Annotated in this window: 22 protein-coding genes and 1 other annotated feature; of the genes, 7 read left to right on the top strand and 15 right to left on the bottom strand. The window is 54.5% G+C overall.

What is annotated here, in order from left to right:
- Window positions 1-57 precede the first annotated feature (57 nt).
- Window positions 58-1971 (bottom strand): molecular chaperone DnaK, encoded by a 1914-nt coding sequence (dnaK, locus tag PUZ33_RS11295; protein WP_013095521.1) that lies wholly within the window; start codon window positions 1969-1971, stop codon window positions 58-60.
- Window positions 1972-2267: 296 nt separating this feature from the next.
- Here dnaK and satP point away from each other — a divergent pair, with 296 nt between their 5' ends.
- On the top strand, window positions 2268-2834 hold the full coding sequence (gene satP / locus PUZ33_RS11300; RefSeq protein ID WP_013095518.1) for an acetate uptake transporter: 567 nt from the start codon (window positions 2268-2270) through the stop codon (window positions 2832-2834).
- Here the strand turns inward: satP and PUZ33_RS11305 are convergent.
- The 3 genes from PUZ33_RS11305 to tal form a co-directional block, all read right to left on the bottom strand.
- The gene (locus PUZ33_RS11305) at window positions 2811-4133 is read right to left on the bottom strand and encodes an MFS transporter (protein ID WP_058681514.1); all 1323 of its coding nucleotides are present in this window, start codon (window positions 4131-4133) and stop codon (window positions 2811-2813) included. The genes satP and PUZ33_RS11305 overlap by 24 nt on opposite strands.
- A 122-nt stretch (window positions 4134-4255) precedes the next feature.
- Window positions 4256-4843, bottom strand: a complete 588-nt coding sequence (gene mog / locus PUZ33_RS11310) for a molybdopterin adenylyltransferase (protein WP_013095516.1) — start codon at window positions 4841-4843, stop codon at window positions 4256-4258.
- A 110-nt stretch (window positions 4844-4953) separates the two neighbouring features.
- The gene (tal, locus tag PUZ33_RS11315; RefSeq protein WP_013095515.1) at window positions 4954-5907 is read right to left on the bottom strand and encodes a transaldolase; all 954 of its coding nucleotides are present in this window, start codon (window positions 5905-5907) and stop codon (window positions 4954-4956) included.
- Between the two features lie 262 nt (window positions 5908-6169).
- Between tal and PUZ33_RS11320 the strand changes: the two genes are divergently transcribed.
- Both PUZ33_RS11320 and yaaA read left to right on the top strand, forming a co-directional pair.
- Window positions 6170-7600: an alanine/glycine:cation symporter family protein gene (locus PUZ33_RS11320; RefSeq protein ID WP_029882677.1), complete on the top strand. Its 1431-nt coding sequence runs from the start codon at window positions 6170-6172 to the stop codon at window positions 7598-7600.
- A gap of 66 nt (window positions 7601-7666) precedes the next feature.
- Window positions 7667-8440: a peroxide stress protein YaaA gene (gene yaaA, locus PUZ33_RS11325; protein WP_013095513.1), complete on the top strand. Its 774-nt coding sequence runs from the start codon at window positions 7667-7669 to the stop codon at window positions 8438-8440.
- A 32-nt stretch (window positions 8441-8472) separates the two neighbouring features.
- On the opposite strand, the gene PUZ33_RS11330 is transcribed toward yaaA, so the two are convergent.
- The 7 genes from PUZ33_RS11330 to yjjY form a co-directional block, all read right to left on the bottom strand.
- Complete coding sequence (locus PUZ33_RS11330) at window positions 8473-8766, bottom strand: DUF2502 domain-containing protein (protein WP_013095512.1); 294 nt, start codon at window positions 8764-8766, stop codon at window positions 8473-8475.
- 242 nt (window positions 8767-9008) lie between these two features.
- On the bottom strand, window positions 9009-10295 hold the full coding sequence (gene thrC / locus PUZ33_RS11335) for a threonine synthase (RefSeq protein ID WP_013095511.1): 1287 nt from the start codon (window positions 10293-10295) through the stop codon (window positions 9009-9011).
- A gap of 3 nt (window positions 10296-10298) precedes the next feature.
- The gene (thrB, locus tag PUZ33_RS11340) at window positions 10299-11228 is read right to left on the bottom strand and encodes a homoserine kinase (RefSeq protein WP_013095510.1); all 930 of its coding nucleotides are present in this window, start codon (window positions 11226-11228) and stop codon (window positions 10299-10301) included.
- Window position 11229: 1 nt separating this feature from the next.
- Window positions 11230-13692: a bifunctional aspartate kinase/homoserine dehydrogenase I gene (thrA, locus tag PUZ33_RS11345; RefSeq protein ID WP_058681513.1), complete on the bottom strand. Its 2463-nt coding sequence runs from the start codon at window positions 13690-13692 to the stop codon at window positions 11230-11232.
- Window positions 13693-13716: 24 nt separating this feature from the next.
- Window positions 13717-13834: a sequence feature (Thr leader region), on the bottom strand.
- The gene (thrL, locus tag PUZ33_RS11350; protein WP_015572623.1) at window positions 13773-13841 is read right to left on the bottom strand and encodes a thr operon leader peptide; all 69 of its coding nucleotides are present in this window, start codon (window positions 13839-13841) and stop codon (window positions 13773-13775) included. Its footprint overlaps the feature before it by 62 nt.
- 211 nt (window positions 13842-14052) lie before the next feature.
- Entirely contained in the window at window positions 14053-14739 is a 687-nt protein-coding gene (locus tag PUZ33_RS11355) for a tRNA/rRNA methyltransferase (RefSeq protein ID WP_058681512.1), read from the bottom strand.
- Between the two features lie 399 nt (window positions 14740-15138).
- Window positions 15139-15279: a protein YjjY gene (yjjY, locus tag PUZ33_RS11360; RefSeq protein WP_001541509.1), complete on the bottom strand. Its 141-nt coding sequence runs from the start codon at window positions 15277-15279 to the stop codon at window positions 15139-15141.
- A gap of 95 nt (window positions 15280-15374) precedes the next feature.
- On the opposite strand from yjjY, the gene arcA reads away from it, so the two are divergent.
- Window positions 15375-16091: a two-component system response regulator ArcA gene (gene arcA, locus PUZ33_RS11365; RefSeq protein ID WP_003856501.1), complete on the top strand. Its 717-nt coding sequence runs from the start codon at window positions 15375-15377 to the stop codon at window positions 16089-16091.
- A 46-nt stretch (window positions 16092-16137) separates the two neighbouring features.
- Here the strand turns inward: arcA and creA are convergent, their stop codons facing one another.
- Entirely contained in the window at window positions 16138-16611 is a 474-nt protein-coding gene (gene creA / locus PUZ33_RS11370; protein WP_023621220.1) for a protein CreA, read from the bottom strand.
- A gap of 211 nt (window positions 16612-16822) precedes the next feature.
- Here creA and robA point away from each other — a divergent pair, with 211 nt between their 5' ends.
- Window positions 16823-17692 (top strand): MDR efflux pump AcrAB transcriptional activator RobA, encoded by an 870-nt coding sequence (gene robA / locus PUZ33_RS11375; RefSeq protein ID WP_013095505.1) that lies wholly within the window; start codon window positions 16823-16825, stop codon window positions 17690-17692.
- Here the strand turns inward: robA and gpmB are convergent.
- Window positions 17689-18336, bottom strand: coding sequence for a 2,3-diphosphoglycerate-dependent phosphoglycerate mutase GpmB (gene gpmB, locus PUZ33_RS11380; protein ID WP_013095504.1), 648 nt, complete (start codon window positions 18334-18336; stop codon window positions 17689-17691). The two genes, robA and gpmB, sit on opposite strands and share 4 nt — an antisense overlap.
- 49 nt (window positions 18337-18385) lie before the next feature.
- Here gpmB and yjjX point away from each other — a divergent pair, with 49 nt between their 5' ends.
- Window positions 18386-18901 (top strand): inosine/xanthosine triphosphatase, encoded by a 516-nt coding sequence (gene yjjX, locus PUZ33_RS11385; protein WP_058681554.1) that lies wholly within the window; start codon window positions 18386-18388, stop codon window positions 18899-18901.
- A 27-nt stretch (window positions 18902-18928) separates the two neighbouring features.
- On the opposite strand, the gene trpR is transcribed toward yjjX, so the two are convergent.
- Both trpR and sltY read right to left on the bottom strand, forming a co-directional pair.
- Window positions 18929-19258 (bottom strand): trp operon repressor, encoded by a 330-nt coding sequence (gene trpR / locus PUZ33_RS11390; RefSeq protein WP_013095502.1) that lies wholly within the window; start codon window positions 19256-19258, stop codon window positions 18929-18931.
- Window positions 19259-19313: 55 nt separating this feature from the next.
- A complete protein-coding gene (gene sltY / locus PUZ33_RS11395; RefSeq protein WP_013095501.1) occupies window positions 19314-21251 on the bottom strand; it encodes a murein transglycosylase in 1938 nt (645 codons plus the stop codon).
- A gap of 227 nt (window positions 21252-21478) precedes the next feature.
- On the opposite strand from sltY, the gene ettA reads away from it, so the two are divergent.
- Window positions 21479-23146 carry an energy-dependent translational throttle protein EttA gene (ettA, locus tag PUZ33_RS11400; RefSeq protein ID WP_013095500.1) on the top strand — a complete coding sequence of 556 codons (1668 nt, stop codon included), beginning with the start codon at window positions 21479-21481 and terminating at the stop codon, window positions 23144-23146.
- Window positions 23147-23326 lie beyond the last annotated feature (180 nt).

The raw sequence follows: 23326 nt of genomic DNA on the forward strand, positions 1-23326 counted from the left end.
ACGGGCGTGGAGAGTTCTCCTACGCCCGTGCCGATTAATTACCCTGCATCAGGGCGATTATTTTTTGTCTTTAACTTCTTCGAACTCAGCGTCGACAACGTCGTCGTCTTTCGCGTTGTTCGCTGAAGCGTCAGCGCCTGCCTGCTGCTGGGCATGCTGCTGCTGAGCGATTTCCATCAGCTTCTGAGAAGCCTGTGCCAGCTCCTGCATCTTCGCTTCGATATCCGCTTTGTCTTCGCCTTTCAGAGACGTTTCCAGCGCGCTCAGTGCAGCTTCGATAGCAGTTTTGTCTTCCGCTGGCAGTTTATCGCCTGCTTCTTCAACCTGCTTACGAGTGCTGTGCAGCAGATGGTCACCCTGGTTACGGGTCTGAACCAGTTCTTCGAACTTACGGTCAGATTCCGCGTTGGCTTCCGCTTCACGAACCATTTTCTGGATCTCTTCCTCGTTCAGACCGGAAGAGGCCTTAATGGTGATCTTCTGCTCTTTACCGCTGTTTTTGTCTTTCGCGGAAACGTGCAGAATACCGTCAGCATCGATATCGAAGGTCACTTCGATCTGCGGCATGCCGCGTGGTGCCGGGTTAATACCATCCAGGTTGAACTGACCCAGAGATTTGTTATCAGACGCACGCTTACGCTCACCCTGCAGCACATGGATGGTTACCGCAGACTGGTTATCTTCAGCGGTAGAGAACACCTGGCTGTGCTTGGTTGGGATGGTGGTGTTTTTGCTGATCAGCGCCGTCATTACGCCACCCATGGTCTCGATACCCAGAGACAGTGGGGTAACGTCCAGCAGCAGAACGTCTTTAACATCACCGGTCAGAACGCCGCCCTGAACCGCAGCACCAATTGCCACTGCTTCATCCGGGTTAACGTCTTTACGTGGTTCTTTACCAAAGAATTCAGCCACTTTCTTCTGAACCATCGGCATACGGGTCTGGCCACCAACGAGGATAACGTCGTTGATATCAGACACGGACAGGCCAGCATCCTGCAGTGCAACTTTCAGTGGCTCGATAGAACGGTTCACCAGATCTTCTACCAGGCTTTCCAGTTTCGCACGGGTCACTTTGATGTTCATGTGCTTAGGACCGGTCGCGTCTGCAGTAATGTACGGCAGGTTCACGTCGGTCTGCTGAGCGGAAGAGAGTTCGATCTTCGCTTTCTCAGCGGCTTCTTTCAGGCGCTGCATAGCCAGCGGGTCGTTACGCAGGTCAATGCCCTGATCTTTCTTAAATTCGTCAACGAGATAGTTGATCAGACGAGTATCGAAGTCTTCACCACCCAGGTGCGTATCACCGTTGGTTGCCAGAACTTCGAAGGTTTTTTCGCCGTCTACTTCGTCGATTTCGATAATAGAGATATCGAAGGTACCACCACCCAGGTCGTAAACCGCGATAGTACGGTTGCCAACTTCTTTATCCAGACCGTAAGCCAGAGCAGCAGCGGTTGGTTCGTTGATGATACGTTTTACTTCCAGACCTGCGATACGGCCAGCATCTTTGGTTGCCTGACGCTGAGCATCGTTGAAGTACGCAGGAACGGTGATAACTGCTTCAGTTACCGGCTCACCCAGGTAATCTTCTGCGGTTTTCTTCATTTTTTTCAGCACTTCAGCAGAGATCTGAGGTGGTGCTGTTTTGGTGCCTTTCACATCAAGCCATGCATCGCCGTTATCTGCTGCGATGATTTTGTAAGGCATGATAGAAACGTCACGCTGAACTTCTTCGTCCTGGAAGCGGCGGCCAATCAGGCGTTTAATCGCAAACAGGGTGTTTTGCGGGTTCGTCACTGCCTGACGTTTAGCCGGCTGACCAACCAGAGTTTCACCATCCTGGGTATAGGCAATGATAGAAGGCGTGGTGCGATCGCCCTCGGCGTTCTCCAGCACACGTGCAGTAGTGCCATCCATAATCGCTACACAAGAGTTGGTAGTACCCAGGTCGATACCAATAATTTTACCCATCTAAACGTCTCCACTAAAAATTCAGTCAACATGTGGTTGTGTACCTGTAATAAGGGCAGAACGTGCTTTTTCAACTGCCCAGATTTGATTTTTTTCAGGTCCACACACTGCGGTTGCTTACAAGATGGGGTCGCAACGTCATCCATCAAGGGGGGAAGGATAAAAAAATTTTAATTTCACCCTGACGAGATCATAGACGGCATCGTTTGCGCCCATTATGATGCCGCGCCCCTTCAGGGAGTACTGTCGCGGGTTTAACCATTTCACCATATTAATGATGATTTTTTTGAGGACTTATGGGCAACACTAAGTTGGCTAATCCGGCTCCGCTGGGCCTGATGGGTTTTGGCATGACCACCATTCTGCTGAACCTGCACAACATCGGGATGTTCCCGATGGACGGCATTATCCTGGCGATGGGCATTTTTTACGGCGGTATCGCGCAAATCTTCGCGGGCCTGCTGGAATATAAGAAAGGCAATACCTTCGGCTTAACCGCCTTTACCTCTTACGGTTCCTTCTGGCTGACCCTGGTCGCCATTCTGCTTATGCCTAAAATGGGCCTGGCAGAGGCGGCAAACGCCCATTTCCTGGGCGTTTACCTGGGCCTGTGGGGTGTCTTCACCCTGTTCATGTTCTTCGGCACCCTCAAGGGTAACCGCGCACTGCAGTTTGTCTTCCTGAGCCTGACCGTGCTGTTCGCCCTGCTGGCGATTGGTCATCTGGTGGACAACGAAGGCATCGTTCACGTTGCAGGCTGGATTGGTCTGGTTTGCGGCGCAAGCGCTATCTACCTGGCAATGGGTGAAGTGCTGAACGAGCAGTTTGACCGCACCATTTTACCGATTGGTGAAAAACACTGATCCCTCTGTCGTGTCCGCCTCGCGGGCACGACATTCTCCCTTCTGGCGAAGCCAAATCCCCAACACCAGCCCCATCAACGACAACGCCAGCACATACCAGGCAGGTGCCAGCGGTGACACGCCCATCAATACCGTAACCGCAATCGGCGTCAGTCCACCGAAGATGGCATATGAAACATTGTATGAGAATGAGATCCCGGTGAAGCGGACTTCTGGCGGGAAGGCCCGAACCATCACATAAGGCACCGCCCCCACCACGCCAACGCACAGCCCTACCACGCCGTATAAAAGGAACAGCTGTTCAGGATGACTCCCGGCCAGATGGTAAAACGCCCAGCTTGAGCCCGCCAGTAACAGGCTGCCAACGATAAAGGTTACGCTGGCGCCGAACCGATCTGCAGCCAGCCCGGCGGCCAGGCAGCCGAAGCAGAGCATAACCGTGGCGATACTGTTCGCCTGTAAGGTCACCGCCGGGGCAAAGCCGTACTGCTTTTGCAGCCAGACCGGCGACATCAAAATCACCACCACAATGCCTGCCGAGAGCAACCAGGTAAGCAGCATTGACAGCACCACCGCTTTTTTATGACGCACCACGACGGCTTTAACGGGCAACTCTTGTGCCAGCGCTTTGCGCTGCTGCATTTCGAGGAAAATCGGTGTCTCCTGGAGCCAACGGCGCAGGTACATCGCCACCAGGCCAAACGCCCCGCCCAGCAGGAACGGCAGACGCCAGCCCCAGTCGTGTACGGCCTGTTGCGTCATGCTGGTATTCACAATTGTCGCGACCACGGAACCGAGCAAAATCCCCACCGTTAGCCCCGCGGTTAAGGTTCCGCAGGCGATACCAATGCGGCGCGCCGGAACATGCTCCGCGACAAACACCCACGCCCCCGGCACTTCACCACCGATGGCCGCCCCCTGAAGAATACGCATCAGCAGCAACAATAACGGGGCGAGAATGCCCATCGAGGCGTAGGTTGGCAGCAGACCAATGGCCAACGTCGGCACGGCCATCAGCAGGATACTGAGGGTAAACATCTTTTTGCGCCCGACAAGATCGCCAAAGTGCGCCATCACAATCCCACCAAGAGGACGCGCCAGATACCCGGCAGCAAAAATACCGAAGGTTTGCACCTGACGCAGCCATTCCGGGATATCCGCCGGGAAGAACAACTCCCCCACCACGGCGGCAAAGAAAACAAAGATGATGAAATCGTAAAACTCCAGCGCGCCGCCCAGGGCCGCGAGCGTAAGAGTTTTGTAGTCCTGTCGATTCAGAGGTCGGGTGTTATGTGACATAGCGAACCATTTAGCGTGTGTTGTGGAATTATTATTACAGCCATCGTAAAGAAAAAATTACTATACCGTAAAACTTTTAGCACACCACAGCAGCTTCAGCTAATGTCACATAATGATTATTTTCAGGAGATTGTTTCGCGGCGTGCGCTTTTAGGACGAAATGCTGCTACTACTTTGTCATCGGTTTCGACATACGGCCCGTCCAGTAGCTGTATACAATACGGTACACTTGCAAAGATCCCGTGGACGATCACGCTGCCATCATCCGCTTTTAGCCCTTCGAGCGTCTCTTTAATCGACTTAGGTTGCCCTGGCAGATTCAGGATTAGCGCCTGCTTGCGAATCACCCCCACCTGACGGGAGAGGATCGCTGTTGGAACAAAGTGCAGGCTGATCTGGCGCATCTGTTCACCGAAGCCCGGCATTTCGCGGTCAGCTATAGCAAGCGTAGCATCTGGCGTCACATCACGACGTGCAGGACCGGTTCCGCCGGTCGTCAGCACCAGGTGGCAGCTCATCTCATCCACCAGCTCACACAACGTCTGCTCGATGATCGGCTGTTCATCCGGGATCAGGCGGGTCTGGATTTCAAACGGGGTGGTCAGCGCGCTGCCCAACCACTCTTCAAGAGCAGGGATGCCTTTATCCTGATAGACACCGCTTGAGGCGCGGTCAGAAATCGACACTAAGCCGATGCGTAAGGTATTCATATCCATTCCATTCAATAAGTACTGATTAAAGGGAATGATACACGCAGAGGGGAATTTCAGACAGAGTACGAAAGAAGTCGCGTGACCGGGAGCCCGGTCACGCAGAATGATTACAGCAGATCGCCGATCATTTTTTCCAGTTTTTCCTGGTCGATAGCAAACTTACGGATACCGTCCGCCAGTTTGTCTACCGCCATTGGATCCTGGTTGTGCTGCCACAGGAACTCGGATTCGGTGATACGCTCTGGACGCGCTTTCACTTCACCGGTGTAAGACAGTTTACGCTCGATGGTACCTTCGCTTTCAGCCAGCTCTTTCAGCAGCGCTGGTGCGATGGTCAGGCGGTCACAGCCAGCCAGCTCGATGATTTCACCCACGTTACGGAAGCTTGCGCCCATAACAACGGTTTCATAGCCGTGCTGTTTGTAGTATTCGTAGATTTCAGTCACGGAAATCACGCCCGGATCTTCAGATGCAGCGTACTCTTTCTTGTCGGTATTGGCTTTGTACCAGTCCAGAATACGGCCCACGAATGGAGAAATCAGGTATACGCCCGCTTCCGCACATGCACGCGCCTGCGCGAAGGAGAACAGCAGCGTCAGGTTACAGTTGATACCGTCTTTTTCCAGCTGTTCAGCCGCGCGAATACCCTGCCAGGTAGAAGCCAGTTTGATCAGGATACGGTCGTTGCTGATACCCGCATCGTTATACATTTTGATCAGACGTTTGGCTTTCGCGATAGACGCTTCGGTGTCGTAGGAGAGACGCGCATCCACTTCGGTAGAGATACGGCCAGGAACCAGTTTAAGGATCTCCAGACCGATGTTCACTGCCAGTTTATCAGTGGCATCCACAACCTGCTGCGCGCGGTCGTTGCTCTGTGCTTTCGCCCAGGTCACAGCGTCGTCAATCAGTTTGCGATACTCAGGGATCTGTGCGGCGTTAAGGATCAGAGAAGGGTTAGTTGTGGCATCCTGCGGCTGGTACAGCTTCATTGCCGCGATATCTCCGGTGTCAGCTACGACAGTGGTGAACTGACGAAGGGAGGTCAATTTATCCGTCATGATAGTGTTTCTCTTTTAACGTGCCCTGGATAATTCACGCTACCGACAGCATGTCTGCAGCGGAAAAATGACAGGTTTACTTGTTAGGGGGATGTAACCGGTCTGCCCTGATGATAACACGACGGAGGGGTAGCGCAACCGCAGACAGTGCGCTTCACCATTGTATGATAAACTCGAAATATTAACAGGCAGCTAAGTAACAGCACGCTCAATATGTGGTAGCGCTTACATAATTGCCCTGGCATCAACAAGAGGGACGTTAATGCCTGATTTCTTTTTCTTTATTAACGAAGTGCTCTGGGGTTCGATAATGATATACCTGCTTCTGGCAGCAGGTATATGGTTTACGTTACGCAGCGGTTTTATCCAGTTTCGTTATATCCGCAAATTTGGCAGAAGTCTGAAAAACAGCGTCACGCCACAACCCGGTGGATTAACCTCGTTCCAGGCGCTGTGCACCAGCCTTGCGGCACGGCTTGGCAGCGGTAACCTGGCGGGGGTCGCGCTGGCTATCAGCGCCGGTGGGCCGGGGGCGGTTTTCTGGATGTGGGTGACGGCAATTATCGGCATGGCAACGTCCTTTGCCGAATGCTCTCTCGCCCAGCTCTATAAAGAAAAAGATCATCATGGCCAGTTTCGCGGTGGCCCTGCCTGGTACATGGCGCGCGGCTTAGGAATGCGCTGGATGGGCGTGCTGTTCTCACTTTTCTTACTCGTCGCCTATGGCCTGATTTTCAACACCGTCCAGGCAAATTCTGTCGCCCATGCCCTGCGCTATGCCTTCGCCTGTCCGGAATGGCTCACCGGCGCGGGGTTAGCCCTCTGCATACTGCTGACCATCTCTACCGGTCTTAAGGGTACAGCCCGCCTGATGCAGTGGCTGGTTCCCATTATGGCCTTGCTCTGGGTTGCGGCCAGCCTGCTGGTCGCTGCGTTGCATATCGACCAGGTGCCGGATGTGATTGCGACCATTTTCAGCAGCGCCTTTGGCTGGCGTGAAGCGGCTTCGGGTGCGCTGGGCTATACCTTTAGCCAGGCGCTGATGGCGGGTTTTCAGCGCGGTATGTTCTCTAACGAAGCCGGAATGGGGTCTACCCCCAATGCCGCGGCGGCGGCCGCTTCCTGGCCCCCTCACCCGGCCGCGCAAGGCATTGTGCAAATGATTGGCGTCTTCACGGACACGATTATTATCTGCTCCTCCAGCGCCATGATCTTGCTGCTGGCAGGCCCAATCTCTCACTCAACGGAAGCCGGCGGGATACAGCTTCTTCAGCAGGCGCTGGTGAACCTTACCGGTGGCTGGGGAGCGGGATTTGTTTCGCTCATTCTGCTGTTGTTCGCCTTCAGCTCAATGGTCGTCAATTACCTTTACGCCGAGAACAACCTCATTTTCCTGAAGCTCAACTCTCGCCCCATGCTCAACCTGTTGCGCCTGGGCATGTTGCTGATGGTCATCGTGGGTTCTCTGCTTAGCATGCCGGTGGTCTGGCAACTGGCGGACGTGATTATGGCGCTGATGGCGATCACCAACCTGACGGCGATTTTGCTGCTCTCGCCCGTGGTTACCCTCATCGCCCGGGACTACCTTCGCCAGCGCAAGCTGGGGGTTCCGCCGGTGTTTGACGCCTCGCGCTATCCCGAAATCAAATCGCAGATTGCGCCCGGCACGTGGGATGATTTGCCGCGGCAATAACAGCTATCGATCAATTCAGGGCGATTTTTTGCTAAAGTCGCCTTAAATTTCCTGCAAGGACTGGATATGCTGATTCTGATTTCACCTGCAAAAACGCTCGACTACCAGAGCCCGCTCGCGACCGAGCGTTATACCCAGCCTGAACTGCTGGACTACTCGCAACAGCTGATTCACGAGGCGCGTAAGCTCTCCGCGCCGCAAATCGCCTCGCTGATGAGCATCAGTGATAAGCTCGCCGATCTCAACGCGACCCGCTTCCATGAGTGGCATCCTGACTTTACTCCTGCGAATGCGCGCCAGGCGCTTCTGGCCTTCAAGGGCGATGTCTATACCGGCCTGCAGGCAGAAGAGTTCAGCGAAGCCGATTTCGATTTTGCCCAGCAGCATCTGCGTATGCTTTCAGGCCTGTACGGCGTGCTGCGCCCGCTGGATCTGATGCAGCCCTATCGTCTGGAGATGGGCATCCGCCTGGAAAACGCCAAAGGCAAAGATCTGTACCATTTCTGGGGCGACATTATCACCGATAAGCTGAACGCAGCCCTGCACGCGCAGGGGGATAACGTGGTGATTAACCTCGCCTCCGATGAATACTTCAAATCGGTGAAGCCGAAAAAGCTCGATGCGGAAATTATTAAACCGGTCTTCCTTGATGAGAAAAACGGCAAGTTTAAGGTCATCAGCTTTTATGCCAAAAAAGCGCGTGGCCTGATGAGCCGCTACATCATTCAAAACCGCCTGACGAAGCCAGAGCAGCTCACCGGATTCAACAGCGAGGGGTATTTCTTTGACGAGGAAGCGTCAGGGAAAGGGGAACTGGTGTTTAAGCGCCACGAACAGTAAAAAAACAACCCCGCCTGCTGGCGGGGTTTGTATTAGTGATGCTTCCAGTCCGGGCCTGGTCGGTGATCGTCGTGGCGGTGGTCATGACGATCGTCACGATCGCGATGCTCATCATGTGGACGCCAGTGGTTATCGCGCCACTCATAATGCGCCTTCCACCAGTCATGGTCGCGCCAGCGGCCGCCGTCCCAGTAATGGCCGTTATTATCCCGATCGCCAATCTGCAGTTTAACCGCCGGAACCAGGGTGATTTCGGATGCCTGTACCGCCATGGGAGCGACCAGCATCAGTGAAAGCGCAATCAGCGCAGGTTTCAGTTTAGACATCGGTGACTCCTTATGATTCTTACCCAACGTGGGCCGATGTAAGGAGATTACGTGAGGGGAACCGGGGATGTTATTCTCTGCAATCCTAAACGCTAAGTGACCGCATTTATTGGGAATTTCTGCTTTTTCCCTGCTATTTTTCTCCTTATTTTCTTCACAAAAAAGCCGGGTGGCGCTTCGCTTACCCGGCTACGATTGAGATCGTTGCAGGCCCGGTAAGCGCAACGCCACCGGGCAAAAAATCACGCTCGGGTCATCATCAGCTTACGCAGCGCGGCAAAATCCGCTGGCAGCTCATGAGAGAGCAGCGGCAGGTCAGCGCGATCCGCCAGCTCTTTCGGCAGCGGTAGCGTTTCACCCAGAATCTCTTCCACGCTCTCTTTGAATTTTGCCGGATGCGCCGTCCCCAGGAACAGGCCATACTCGCCAGGATTAAGCTGGTCGCGCAGCGCACGGTAAGCAATCGCCGCATGCGGTTCAGAGGTATACCCCACCGCTTTCAGCTCACGCATAGTGCTTTTGGTGGTTTCATCGGTGACCGCCGCATAGCCCAGATCGCCCAGACGCCACACTTTACGGCGGAACAGCTCTTCCACGCGCGGCCAGTTGTTTGGCTGTGACACGTCCATCGCGTTAGAGAGCGTCGCCTGGGTCGCGTTCGGCGCCCATTTACCATCTTTCAGGAAGCGTGGCACGGTGTCGTTGGCGTTAGTCGCCGCAATAAAGCGTTTCACCGGCAGCCCGAGGGATTTCGCCAGCAGGCCCGCTGTCAGGTCGCCAAAGTTTCCGCTCGGTACCGAAACCACCAGCTGATTACGCGCCTCTTGCGGCAGTTGGGCAACCGCTTCAAAGTAGTAGCAAATCTGCGCCAGCAGGCGGCTGATGTTAATGGAGTTAGCAGAGTTGAGCCCCAGCGCGGCTTTCAGCTCTTCATCATCGAAGGCCTGTTTCACCAGCGCCTGACAGGCATCGAAGTCGCCATCTACCGCCACGGTTTCAATGTTGCCGCCGAGGGTGCAGAACAGTTTTTCCTGGAGTGGGCTGATCTTGCCTTTCGGATAGAGGATCACCACGCGGACGTTCTTCAGACCGTAAAAAGCATGCGCCACGGCGGCACCGGTATCCCCGGAGGTAGCGGTCAGAATGGTGACCGGCTTGTCGCCGCTGATGTGGGTAAGCATCTGCGCCATAAAGCGGCCGCCGAAGTCTTTAAACGCCAGCGTTGGGCCGTGGAACAGCTCCAGACAGCCCACATCCGGCTCAACCTGCTGAACCGGTGCCGGGAAGGCGAACGCCGCACGTACGCGTTCTTCCAGCAACTCCTGCGGGATTTCGTCGCCGATAAACGCAGACAAAATTTTTGTGCTGCGCGTGACAAAGTCCTGCTTCAGCAGCTCATCAATGTCGGTCAGCTGGAATTCAGGGAGATCGTGAGGGAAGAACAGCCCCTGATTTTTGCCCAGTCCCTGAGTCACCGCCTGCGCGAAGCTGACCTGCTCGTTATGATCTTTCAGATTATAGAGTTTCATTCGTTATCCCAGTACTCGTGCGCCAGCCGTGTCCAGACGGCAAATATGAACAAAGCCTTCCTGATTTTGCAGGTAGTGTTTAGAGAGCCAGTCCGCCACGCGCTGCGCGGTGTCTGGCTTATCGCACAGGGCGAACAGCGTCGGGCCGGAGCCGGAGATGCCGCACGCCTGCGCGCCAATATCAAGCGATGCCTGTCGCGCCTCATTAAAGCCAGGCAGCAACTTCGTACGATACGGTTCGGCAATCACATCTTTCATCAATTTCGCCGCCAGCTGTGGCTGACGGGTATAACAGGCGTGAATAAAGCCTGCCAGGTGACGCCCGTGGGCGATGCAGTCCTGACGACGATACTGCGCAGGCAGGATCGCCCGCGCTTCCGCGGTAGACACTTTGATACCCGGGTAGGCCAGCACCCACAGCCACTCATCAAACCCTGGCACTTGCTGGCTGATGATGCCATTTTCTTCGATCATCAACTGCATACCGCCGAGGAAACACGGCGCGACGTTATCGTAGTGGATACTGCCAGAGATGCGGCCTTCCAGCTCACCCATTAACCCCAGCAGACGGCTATTGTTCAGGGGTTTGCCGCAGTGCTCATTCATCGCCACCAGCGCGGCCACAACAGAGCAGGCACTTGACCCCAGGCCAGAGCCAATCGGCATACTTTTTTCCAGCGTCATGGCGACCGGCACGTTTTTCCCGATCTCCTGACAGAAGCGCTCCCAGCACTGATAGACAATATTCTCGCGCGGTTCGGACGGCAGCTTGCTGGCAAAACGTCCCACGTTATTCAGGCTGAAACTTTCTGCCGCTTCCACCGTGACCGTATCGCCCAATAGTGAACCGTCCACCGGCGTCACCGCCGCACCCAGCACATCAAACCCGACGCTCATATTGGCGCTGGAAGCCGGGGCATAAACTTTGACCATGTTAAACTCCTAACTTCCATGACAGGGTACGCAGCAGATCGGCAAACACACCCGCCGCCGTAACATCGTTCCCTGCGCCATAGCCGCGAAGCACCAGCGGCAATGGCTGATAATAGTGGCTGTAAAACGCCAGGGCGTTTTCGCCGTTTTTGACTTTGTACAACGGATCGTTGCCATCGACTTCGGCAATCTTCACCCGGCACACGCCATCTTCTTCAATGTTGCCAACATAGCGCAATACCTTACCTTCATCACGGGCTTTCGCCACGCGTGCGGCAAAAACGTCATCCAACTGCGGTAAATTATCCATAAAGGCGATGACGTCACCGCTGCTGTCAAATTCAGCCGGCAGCACGGGTTCTATCACGATATCGGAAAGCTCCAGCTCACGGCCCGTTTCGCGCGCCAGAATAAGCAGTTTGCGCGCCACGTCCATACCGGAGAGATCGTCACGCGGATCCGGCTCGGTGTAGCCCAGTTCACGCGCGGCGCGGGTTGCTTCTGAGAGGCTCATCCCTTCATCCAGCTTACCGAAAATAAAGGACAGCGAACCGGAGAGAATGCCGGAGAAACGTTGCAGTTCGTCGCCCGCGTTCAGCAGGTTCTGCAGGTTTTCGATAACCGGCAGGCCCGCCCCCACATTGGTGTCGTACAGGAACTTGCGACGCGATTTGCTCGCCGCCAGACGCAGCTGGTGATAGTAATCCATCGACGAGGTGTTGGCCTTTTTGTTCGGCGTGACCACATGGAAGCCTTCGCGCAGGAAGTCCGCGTACTGATCGGCAACCGCCTGGTTCGACGTACAATCGACAATCACCGGGTTCAGCAGGTGATACTCTTTCACCAGACGGATCAGACGCCCCAGGTTGAACGGCTCTTTTGCCTCGTTCAACTCGGCCTGCCAGTTTTCCAGGTTCAGCCCGTGAACGTTGGTCAGCAGCGCTTTTGAGTTGGCGATCCCGCAGACGCGCAGATCGATATGCTTCTTCTTCAACCACTCCTGCTGACGCTTCACCTGCTCCAGCAGCGCACCGCCAACGCCGCCCACGCCAATCAGGAACAGCTCAATCACCTGATCGGTGTTGAACAGCATCTGATGAACCACGCGTACGCCGGTAGTCGCATCATCGTTATCAACCACCACCGAAATAGAACGCTCGGATGAGCCCTGGGCAATCGCCACGATATTAATATTGGCACGCGCCAGCGCGGCAAAGAATTTGGCGGAGATACCGCGCAGCGTGCGCATACCGTCGCCAACCACGGAGATAACCGCAAGACGTTCCTGAATGGATAACGGCTCCAGCAGCTCTTCTTTCAGCTCCAGATAGAACTCTTCTTCCAGCGCACGACGGGCGCGCAGACAGTCACCCTGCGGCACGCAGAAGCTGATGCTGTATTCCGATGAGGACTGGGTGATCAGCACCACAGAGATCCCATTGCGTGACATTGCGGCAAACACGCGCGCCGCCATGCCAACCATCCCTTTCATACCAGGCCCGGAGACGCTGAACATTGCCATGTTGTTGAGGTTGGAGATGCCTTTCACCGGCAGGCCATCTTCGTCTGTGCTGGCGCCAATCAGCGTGCCAGGCGCTTGCGGGTTACCGGTATTTTTAATCAGGCAAGGGATCTGGAACTGGGCAATGGGGGAGATGGTACGAGGGTGAAGCACTTTCGCGCCGAAGTAGGAAAGCTCCATCGCCTCCTGGTAAGACATCGACTTCAGCAGCCTGGCGTCCGGTACCTGGCGCGGGTCGCAGGTGTATACGCCGTCAACGTCAGTCCAGATCTCGCAACAGTCCGCGCGTAAACAGGCGGCCAGCACGGCAGCAGAGTAATCAGAGCCGTTACGGCCCAGCACCACCAGTTCACCCTTTTCATTGCCGGCGGTGAAGCCCGCCATCAGGATCATATGGTCAGAAGGAATTTTGCTCGCAGCGATGCGGCGGGTTGATTCAGCAATATCAACGGTGGATTCGAGGTAGTGGCCCACCGCCAGCAGTTTTTCAACCGGATCAATCACCGTGACGTGATGCCCGCGCGCTTCCAGCAGGCCCGCCATGATGGCGATAGAGAGTTTCTCACCGCGGCAAATTAACGCCGCGTTGATGCTGTCCGGGCACTGACCCAGCAGGCTGATACCGTGCAGCACATGTTTAATCTGGGCAAATTCTTGTTCTACGAAGACTTTCAGCTGTACGAGCGGGAAACCTGGCTGTGCCTCCGCCAGCCCCTGAAGCAGCTCGGCGAAGATACGCTCGGCATCGCTAATGTTCGGAAGTGCATCCTGACCGCCAATGGTCTTTTCAATCATCGCCACCAGGTGGTTAGTGATTTTTGCCGGCGCAGAGAGAACGGTCGCGACCTGTCCCTGCCTGGCGTTGCTCTCCAGGATATCGGCAACACGCAGAAAGCGTTCTGCATTTGCCACTGATGTACCGCCGAACTTCAACACACGCATGGTTCTACCTCGTTTCCTTTAGCCGAAAAAAAAGCCCGCACTGTTCAGGTGCGGGCTTTTTTCTGTTTTTCCTGTACGCGTCAGCCCGCATCGTTACCTGTGGTAATGATGATGGTTGTGGTAATGGTGGTGATGCTGATGCGTTTCATGGATGTTGTGTACTCTGTCATTATTATCTGTCTGTGCTGTATTCTTTTAGGGTTAAAGGATCGGGCACCTTAAGTCAATGAATTTTTAATTTGATCACAATTCAGCGGATTCTTACGTCCCGCTGCGTGCAGATTTATTTTCATCCGATTCCGCCAGAGGCAACCCTTAACGTCAGACGCTTACGCCATAGTAAAAAATTATGGCAGCATTTTACTCGGCTAATTTTTTTTCGATATCGTGCAGCAAACGGTGCAGCATTGCCGTATCGCGCTGCTCCAGGCGCCCAAGACGCTGCTGCAGCCAGTCAGCCATTTTTTGGTCATCCGCCACGCCAAGTTGCATCAGCAGGTAGTCAACGCGCGTACGCAGCGCGGCCAGTTGGTTTTCGTCGGTACCCACCGCTGGCGGTTGGGGAATTTGTATTAAGGACGCTAATTGATAACAATAGACCATCACCGCCTGGCCTAAATTCAGGGACGGGTAATCCGCGACCATTGGAGCCCCCGTCAGCACATCCGCGAGCGCCAGTTCTTCGTTTGTTAATCCTGAATCTTCCCGCCCAAACACCAGCGCCGCTTTTTCCAGCCACTGGCTTTTCTCGCTCAGCATCGGTACCAGTTCCGCTGGCGTGGCGTAATAGTGGAACTTCGCCCGACTGCGCGCCGTGGTCGCAACGGTAAACGAAATATCGTGCAGCGCGTCGGCGAGCGTGTCGTAAGTGGTTATATTATCAAGAATATCGCCCGACCCGTGCGCCACCCAACGCGCCGCGGGCTCCAGGTGAGCAGCGCTGTCCACAATACGCAAATCGGTGAACCCCATGGTCTTCATGGCACGCGCCGCAGCGCCTATATTTTCAGCTCTGGCTGGCGCGACCAGTACAATCGACAGATGCATTTATGCTCTCTTTTTAATCAGTTAGCGGGGATTAATGTGATGCGCGTCAACATATTACGCGGCGCGAATTTACAATTTTGCAACACAAATCACCGAAATAGCGTTTCATAACAAATTAAAAGCGCTAAACTATTTTGTAGCTGAACAATCATTTAGAATGTTAACAGAACCTGATTATCCTTATGTTTTATAATGATAATGACAGGGTGAATACGCGATTTAAGTTGGATTCGTAACGTTTATCAATCAAGATCCGCAACTAGTTGGTTTATTGAAAAATTGTGACAAAGGCTAGCATTTAGCTATGATGATTTCATCAAACTGTTAACGTGCTACAATTGAACTTGATATATGTCAACGAAGCGTAGTTTTATTGGGTGTCAGGTGTCACTTAGCCTGTTATGTTGCTGTTAAAATGGTTAGGATGACAGCCGTTTTTGACACTGTCGGGTCCAAAGGGAAAGTACCCACGACCAAGCTAATGATGTTGTTGACGTTGATGGAAAGTGCATCAAGAACGCAATTACGTACTTTAGTCACGTTAGCCCGGTCATGTTAATTTGCGACATGCATCAGGCAGGTCAGGGACTTTTGTACTTCCTGTTTCGATTTAGTTGGCAATTTAGGTAGCAAACATGCAGACCCCGCACATTCTTATCGTTGAAGACGAGTTGGTAACACGCAACACGTTGAAGAGCATTTTCGAAGCAGAAGGCTACGATGTCTTTGAAGCGACCGATGGCGCAGAGATGCATCAGATCCTTTCTGAAAATGATATCAACCTGGTCATTATGGATATCAATCTGCCAGGTAAAAACGGCCTTCTGCTGGCGCGCGAACTGCGTGAACAGGCGAACGTCGCATTAATGTTCCTGACAGGCCGTGATAACGAAGTTGATAAGATCCTTGGCCTGGAAATCGGTGCGGATGACTACATCACCAAACCGTTTAACCCACGCGAGTTAACCATTCGTGCACGCAACCTGCTGTCCCGCACCATGAACCTGGGCACCGTCAGCGAAGAGCGTCGTAGCGTAGACAGCTACAAATTCAACGGCTGGGAACTCGATATCAATAGCCGTTCACTGATCAGCCCGAACGGTGAGCAGTATAAACTGCCGCGCAGTGAATTCCGCGCGATGCTGCACTTCTGTGAAAACCCGGGCAAAATTCAGTCCCGTGCAGAACTGCTGAAGAAAATGACCGGCCGTGAGCTGAAGCCACACGACCGTACTGTAGACGTGACCATCCGTCGTATTCGTAAACATTTCGAATCTACGCCAGATACGCCGGAAATCATCGCCACGATCCACGGTGAAGGCTATCGTTTCTGCGGTGACCTGCAGGAGTGATCCCACAGTCAGCACCATAAAAAACGGCGCTTTCGCGCCGTTTTTTTTATTCCCGCCATGGCATAATCGGCACCGCGCTAATCGCGTTTTTCGGTGAGCCTTCCACTACTTTGTCGGAGTAAGCAAGGTAGGCCAGGGTGTTACGTTTAGCATCGTAAAAACGCACCACCTGCAGCTTTTTGAAGACCAGCGACGTCCGTTTCTGGAACACCACATCCCCCTGCGCTTTGCCGTTTTTGATTTTCTCGCTCAGTTCAACCGGCCCGACCTGCTGGCAGGAGATGGCCGCATCGGATGTATCCTCGGCCAGCCCCAGACCGCCTTTTATCCCCCCGGTTTTTGCCCGGCTAACGTAGCAGGTGACGTTTTTCACATCCGGATCGTCAAACGCCTCCACCACAATTTTGTGGTCCGGCCCAAACATTTTAAACACGGTGTCGACAGAACCAATCTGTTCCGCCTGCGCCGCGCGGCCCGCTATCAGCAGGAAGGCTGTTAAGAGCAATGTCTTATATTTCATATTGTTACCATTTCTTAATATTACGTTGAGCGATTATTCAACACGTTAGACAAAAATGTAGCAAGATCACAGGATTAGAATATATTCACCCAAAACGCAGGACAAAAAGCATTAATGAGCAAAAAAAACACTGAATGCTAAAACATCAAAAAATGCTATTATCCGCTAACCTGTTATCAGGCACCTGCTGTTTTAAGGATGAGGATAGTATATGGATCAGGCTGGAATTATTCGCGACCTGCTAACCTGGCTGGAAGGTCATCTTGACCAGCCTTTGTCACTGGATAATGTGGCGGCTAAAGCAGGCTATTCCAAGTGGCATCTGCAAAGGATGTTCAAGGATGTCACCGGTCATGCTATCGGTGCCTATATTCGCGCACGTCGTTTATCTAAATCTGCGGTGGCCTTACGCCTGACCGCGCGGCCCATTCTTGATATTGCCCTGCAGTATCGTTTCGACTCGCAACAAACATTCACCCGAGCTTTTAAAAAACAGTTCTCGTTGACGCCAGCACTCTATCGCCGTTCACCTGACTGGAGCTCATACGGTATGCGCCCGCCGCTGCGTCTGGGCGAGTTCGCCATGCCGAAGTACGAAATCATTACCCTGCCGGAAACCCATTTGATCGGTACGACACAGAGCTACACCTGTTCTCTGGAGCAGATTTCTGAGTTCCGCCATCAAATGCGCGTTCAGTTCTGGCGCGACTTCCTGAGCCATGCCCCGGCGATCCCGCCTATCCTGTATGGTCTCAACGAAACGCATCCAAGCCAGGAAAAAGACGACGAGCAGGAGGTGTTCTACACCACCGCGTTAACGCCGGAAATGGCCAATGGCTATATTCAGGGCTCTAAACCGGTCGTGCTGGAAGGCGGAGAGTACGTGATGTTCTCCTACGAAGGGCTGGGAACGGGCGTACAGGAATTCATCCTGACCGTTTACGGAACATGCATGCCTATGCTGAACCTGAATCGCCGTAAAGGTCAGGATATTGAGCGCTACTACCCGGCAAGCGATGCGAAACCGGAAGAAGGCCCCATTAATCTGCGGATGGAATTCTTAATCCCGATCCGTCGTTAGCGCTGCAGTTCATCCAGTGCAGGGGCATCAAGATGCGAAATGTCCCCTGCCATCTCAACGACCCATCCCGACGCCAGCCACGCGCTTTCCTGATAATCAATACGGGAAATAGAGCAGTTGCGCAGGCGCAAACGGCGCTCCGCATAGGCCGGTAACCCCAGAATGGTGCTGACCAGACATCCCAGCGCAATCCCGTGACTCACCAGCAGTGGACGGCTTCCGGCGGGTAGCTTCAGGCATTCCGCCAGCGCAGCATGCATACGCACGCTCAGCTCCTGCATGGATTCGCCCTCAGGGATACGGCCATCTTCGGTACCGTTAACCAGCGTGCGGCGCCAGCCCTCTTCCGTTTCCGTCAGCGTATCGATATGGCGTTTTTCGAGCACCCCCATATCCAGCTCGCGCAGGCGCGGTTCAAGCAGCACATCACAACCACAGGCATCAGCAATTATGCGCGCCGTCTGCTGCGTGCGACCTAAATCGCTGGTGATGACATGGGTAATGCCCAGCGTTCTGGCACGTTCTGCCACCTGCCACGCTTGCTGAACACCCTTTTCAGTGAGAGGACTGTCGGACTGGCCTTGAATACGTCGCTCGGCGTTCCACTGCGTTTCACCGTGGCGAACAAGGTATACCTGTAACATGCTTTTTTTCCGTTATACTGCGATGAGTTTTTTTGAATCGAGCTTAATTATGCACCATGTTGTCTCTGCTACCACCAATCCTGCCAAAATTCAGGCAATTCTAAGGGCATTTGAAGAGATTTTCGGCGAAGGATCCTGCCATATTGATGCCGTCGGCGTCGAGAGTGGCGTTCCTGAACAGCCGTTTGGCAGCGAAGAAACGCGCGCTGGCGCACGAAATCGCGTGTTAAATGCGAAAGCGGCCGCACCCGATGCCGACTTCTGGGTCGCCATTGAAGCGGGAATTGACGAAGGCGCGACGTTTAGCTGGGTGGTTATCGAAAGCCGTGAACAGCGCGGTGAAGCACGCTCGGCCACCCTGCCGCTGCCGGACATGATTCTGGAAAAAGTGTGCGCAGGCGAAGCGCTCGGGCCAGTGATGTCGCAATACACCGGCATTGATGAAATAGGCCGTAAAGAAGGGGCGATTGGCGTCTTTACTGCTGGCGCGCTTACGCGCTCAAGCGTTTACCATCAGGCAGTGATCCTGGCGTTAAGCCCGTTCCATAACGCCATTTATCGTTGAACGTGTAGGCCGGATAAGGCGCAGCCGTCATCCGGCGTTTTTCAGCAATACCGCTTCCAGCCACTGACGCAGCTCAACCGGCGCAGACTTCAGGCTGTTTGAACCGCGGGTGATCGTCGCGATCCCCGCGCCCAGTTCGTTTTTGAGCTCACGCTGGCTCATCTCACCGCGCAGTAACTCTTCGATGATCCGCACGCGCGTGCCCAACGCCTCACGCTCGTCCGGCGTCAGCATCAGTTGCAGCAGGGGTAAATGCAGATCCTGGTCGTAAGACTGGCGGAGCAACTCCACAAAACGAAGCCACTCCTGATGACGTTGTTCGGCCAGTGCCGAGGAATACGGGGAATGCTGGGTCATGTTATGCCGCCTGTTGTACTCATTAACGAGTACAGCATAACACAACCCATCCCAATCAGTAACGTCTCTGCCACTCCGCATCGCTCATCAGGGTATCTTTTTGCCCCATGAAGTAACGGTAATAGGCATCATACGCCAGCACGTTCTTCACGTAGCCGCGCGTTTCTGAGAACGGAATACTCTCGACAAACGCCACGGCGTCGATGCGTCCGGCGCTGTTACCCAGCCAGGTACGCACGCGCCCTGGGCCCGCGTTATACGCCGCAGAGGCGAAAATGCGGTTGTTACCAAACTGCTGATAGACGTACTGCAGATAACTGGTACCAATGTTGATGTTGGTATCCGGATCCAGCAGCTGTGATGGACTGCTGTATCCCGGGATATTAAACATCTTCACCGTATGCGTCGCCGTGCCCGGCATAATCTGCATCAGGCCGCTGGCCCCTACCGGGGAACGGACTTTCGGGTTCCAGGCGCTCTCCTGACGGGCAATCGCCATGGCGTAGCTTTGCGGAATATCTTTACCGCTGGTGTAGCGATCGAACAGATCTTTGTAGGCCAGCGGGAAACGTTCTTCGAGATGATCCCACAGCTTGCCAGCGATCGTCGCCTGAACGCTCAGATCCCACCAGTGGTTATCAAAGGCGTAACGGGCAAGCTGGGCTTTCTCATCCGTAGTGCGGCTGGTGACCAGATTCGCCCACTCGCTACGGGCGGTGTTGTCCATATTCCAGTACATCAGCTCGCGCACGCGCGCCATTTCCGGCCCCTGGGTCAACGCCGGGCTGGCGTTACCCGGCGCTTTATCAATGCGGAAGGTGTACTCCTCACCCAGACGCTGCGCGGCCACCATTGGGTAGAAGCCTCGCTGCTGCATCAGCGCGTGGAGGATCTCTTTGGCTTCGTCATCGCGTCCCCGCTCCATCAGCAGATCCGCCTGCCAGTAGCGCCATTCGTCTTTCTCTTTGGCTTCCATCGGCAGACGCGCAAGCCAGGTATTAAGGCCTTTACGATCGCCCGTCCCCAGCGCCATGCGCACGCGACGTTCCACCAGCGACGTGGAGTTGGAGCGCATAATGGCATCATCCCGCCAGCGGGCCTGTTCGTCGGTTACGTCCGAGCCCATCAGTCTCCACGCCACGATGTCGCGCAGTTCCTGGGTTTGCTCTTCATTGAGCTGCTGTGCCTGCACCAGCTGCGGGATCATCAGCCGCGCGTTTTCGACATCGTCACGCGCCACGCTGGCAAAGGCCACCGCCGCCATCTGTCGGGTAAAATCGGTCGCTCCCGTGCTGCGGGCAAAGGTCAGAACGCTGTTGGGGTCGTTTGCCAGCGACATCACGGCCGTGGAAATGGTCTGGTAATCCGACGGCATTTGACCCGCCAGAGCCATCACCAGACGCGTGTTTCCGGCTTTCATCGCCAGACGGATACGTTCAAGGTAAGCCAGCGGATCCTGTTTACCGGAAGCACGCCAGGCACCAAAGAGCGAATCACAGGCGTTCGGCTGGCTTTTCCCGGTCAGCCACAGCTCTTTTGCCCCGGCCCAGGCTTCCTCCTGCTGACCGGTGGCCCATTTTGCATAGTAATAGTTACACTGGGCTTCCGTGGTGTTCGGTTTTTCCGGGCTGAACGCCAGCAGTCCGCGCCAGTCTTCACGACGCGCCAGCTCGTTTACAAAACGAGACTGCAGGTTCCGGGCGGGCGGCAGGGTCGGGTTCGCCTGAATGAAGTTATTCACGGTGACCGTGGGTTGATTCATGAGATCGTCAGTAATCTGGCGATACTCCAGATAGGGATAGAGAGGATAGTCTTTCAGCGTCGGCATCAACGCCTGCACAGTATCCATCTGTTTGTTGTCCCACGCCTGTTTAATCTGGGCGTAGCGGTTACGTTGTTCATCCAGTGAATCGGCATGCACCGCCTGGCTTACCGCCATTACGCATACGCTGGCCGCCAGCAGACGCCAGACCACCCGTTTGGCTTTTTCCACAAGCTCTTCCTCATTGTTTTTTCGTCAATTGCAGCGTCTTGCCACGTCAAAGTCTAATTAACTTATGCTAACCAGGCATCCCGGAACGCGCCACGTTACGGACACTTTTTTACCTTTCCTGCGCGTTTTAACACTCCCGACGTTCCTGGCTGGGATTAGGGCGGGAAAAAGGCTACACTTCGAGGCTGAAATTCCTTTTCATCACGATAAAAGAGGCGAAGTCCAACGTGGCTCAATTCGTTTATACCATGCATCGTGTCGGCAAAGTGGTACCGCCGAAACGTCATATTCTTAAAAATATCTCGCTGAGCTTCTTCCCGGGCGCAAAAATCGGTGTTCTGGGCCTCAACGGTGCCGGTAAGTCCACCCTGCTGCGCATCATGGCCGGCATCGATACAGACATCGAAGGTGAAGCCCGTCCGCAGCCAGGCATCAAAATTGGCTACCTGCCGCAGGAACCTCAGCTGAACCCTGAACACACCGTTCGTGAATCGGTTGAAGAAGCGGTATCCGAAGTGGTTAACGCGCTGAAAGGTCTGGATGAAGTGTATGCCAAATACGCCGAGCCAGATGCGGACTTCGATAAACTGGCCGCTCAGCAAGGCAAATTTGAAGAGATTATCCAGGCGCACGACGGTCACAACCTGAACGTGCAGCTGGAGCGCGCCGCTGACGCCCTGCGTCTGCCGGACTGGGATGCGAAAATCGCCAACCTCTCCGGTGGTGAGCGTCGCCGCGTGGCGCTGTGCCGTCTGCTGCTGGAAAAACCAGACATGCTGCTGCTCGACGAACCCACTAACCACCTGGATGCGGAATCCGTGGCGTGGCTGGAACGCTTCCTGCACGACTTCGAAGGCACCGTGGTGGCGATCACCCACGACCGTTACTTCCTCGACAACGTGGCGGGCTGGATCCTGGAGCTGGACCGCGGCGAGGGTATCCCATGGGAAGGCAACTACTCTTCCTGGCTGGAGCAGAAAGATCAGCGTCTGGCGCAGGAAGCGTCAGCTGAAGCAGCACGCCGTAAGTCTATTGAGAAAGAGCTGGAATGGGTACGTCAGGGCACGAAGGGCCGTCAGTCTAAGGGCAAAGCCCGTCTGGCACGCTTTGAAGAGCTGAACAACACCGAATACCAGAAACGTAACGAAACCAACGAACTGTTTATTCCACCTGGCGCGCGTCTGGGGGATAAAGTGGTCGAAGTCAGCAACCTGCGTAAATCTTACGGTGACCGCGTGCTGATCGACGATCTCTCCTTCTCCGTACCGAAGGGTGCCATCGTCGGTATCATCGGTCCGAACGGCGCGGGTAAATCCACCCTGTTCCGTATGATGTCCGGTCAGGAGCAGCCAGACAGCGGTTCTATCACCCTGGGTGAAACGGTGAAACTGGCGTCCGTTGACCAGTTCCGTGACGCAATGGATAACAGCAAAACCGTGTGGGAAGAAGTCTCCGGCGGGCTGGATATCATGCGTATCGGTAACACCGAAATGCCGAGCCGCGCCTATGTTGGCCGCTTTAACTTCAAAGGTACCGATCAGGGTAAACGCGTCGGCGAGTTGTCCGGTGGTGAGCGTGGTCGTCTGCATCTGGCGAAGCTGCTGCAGGTTGGCGGTAACGTACTGCTGCTCGATGAACCAACCAACGACCTCGACATCGAAACCCTGCGCGCGCTGGAAAACGCCCTGCTGGAGTTCCCGGGCTGTGCCATGGTTATCTCGCACGACCGTTGGTTCCTTGACCGTATCGCCACCCACATTCTGGACTACCAGGATGAAGGGAAAGTTGAGTTCTTCGAAGGTAACTTCACCGAATACGAAGAGTACAAGAAACGCACGCTGGGCGCAGACGCGCTGGAGCCGAAGCGTATTAAGTACAAGCGTATTGCGAAATAAAAGTAAAACGGCAACTTCGGTTGCCGTTTTTTATGTTTGTGCCCTCTCCCGGTGGGCTGAGGGTTCCCCAGAAAAATGAAAAGCACGATGAAGTGTGATCTACTGGTTGCGCTAACAAATCAGAAGAGACCTCATCGTGCCTTTACAGACAGTCTGCCAGAAATTTTTCTCCGCGTCTTT

Source organism: Enterobacter cloacae complex sp. 2022EL-00981 (genome assembly GCF_028737495.1).
In the GTDB taxonomy this organism is placed as follows: Bacteria; Pseudomonadota; Gammaproteobacteria; order Enterobacterales; family Enterobacteriaceae; genus Enterobacter; species Enterobacter cloacae.

Bases quoted from the DNA above. Each gene is read 5' to 3' on its own strand.
- dnaK (WP_013095521.1), bottom strand. From the start codon at position 1,971: ATGGGTAAAATTATTGGTATCGACCTGGGTACTACCAACTCTTGTGTA.
- thrA (WP_058681513.1), bottom strand. From the start codon at position 13,692: ATGCGTGTGTTGAAGTTCGGCGGTACATCAGTGGCAAATGCAGAACGC.
- trpR (WP_013095502.1), bottom strand. From the start codon at position 19,258: ATGACCCAGCATTCCCCGTATTCCTCGGCACTGGCCGAACAACGTCAT.
- PUZ33_RS11330 (WP_013095512.1), bottom strand. From the start codon at position 8,766: ATGTCTAAACTGAAACCTGCGCTGATTGCGCTTTCACTGATGCTGGTC.
- creA (WP_023621220.1), bottom strand. From the start codon at position 16,611: ATGAAATATAAGACATTGCTCTTAACAGCCTTCCTGCTGATAGCGGGC.
- PUZ33_RS11305 (WP_058681514.1), bottom strand. From the start codon at position 4,133: ATGTCACATAACACCCGACCTCTGAATCGACAGGACTACAAAACTCTT.
- yaaA (WP_013095513.1), top strand. From the start codon at position 7,667: ATGCTGATTCTGATTTCACCTGCAAAAACGCTCGACTACCAGAGCCCG.
- thrB (WP_013095510.1), bottom strand. From the start codon at position 11,228: ATGGTCAAAGTTTATGCCCCGGCTTCCAGCGCCAATATGAGCGTCGGG.
- satP (WP_013095518.1), top strand. From the start codon at position 2,268: ATGGGCAACACTAAGTTGGCTAATCCGGCTCCGCTGGGCCTGATGGGT.
- gpmB (WP_013095504.1), bottom strand. From the start codon at position 18,336: ATGTTACAGGTATACCTTGTTCGCCACGGTGAAACGCAGTGGAACGCC.
- arcA (WP_003856501.1), top strand. From the start codon at position 15,375: ATGCAGACCCCGCACATTCTTATCGTTGAAGACGAGTTGGTAACACGC.
- mog (WP_013095516.1), bottom strand. From the start codon at position 4,843: ATGAATACCTTACGCATCGGCTTAGTGTCGATTTCTGACCGCGCCTCA.
- tal (WP_013095515.1), bottom strand. From the start codon at position 5,907: ATGACGGATAAATTGACCTCCCTTCGTCAGTTCACCACTGTCGTAGCT.
- yjjX (WP_058681554.1), top strand. From the start codon at position 18,386: ATGCACCATGTTGTCTCTGCTACCACCAATCCTGCCAAAATTCAGGCA.
- PUZ33_RS11320 (WP_029882677.1), top strand. From the start codon at position 6,170: ATGCCTGATTTCTTTTTCTTTATTAACGAAGTGCTCTGGGGTTCGATA.
- PUZ33_RS11355 (WP_058681512.1), bottom strand. From the start codon at position 14,739: ATGCATCTGTCGATTGTACTGGTCGCGCCAGCCAGAGCTGAAAATATA.
- robA (WP_013095505.1), top strand. From the start codon at position 16,823: ATGGATCAGGCTGGAATTATTCGCGACCTGCTAACCTGGCTGGAAGGT.
- thrC (WP_013095511.1), bottom strand. From the start codon at position 10,295: ATGAAACTCTATAATCTGAAAGATCATAACGAGCAGGTCAGCTTCGCG.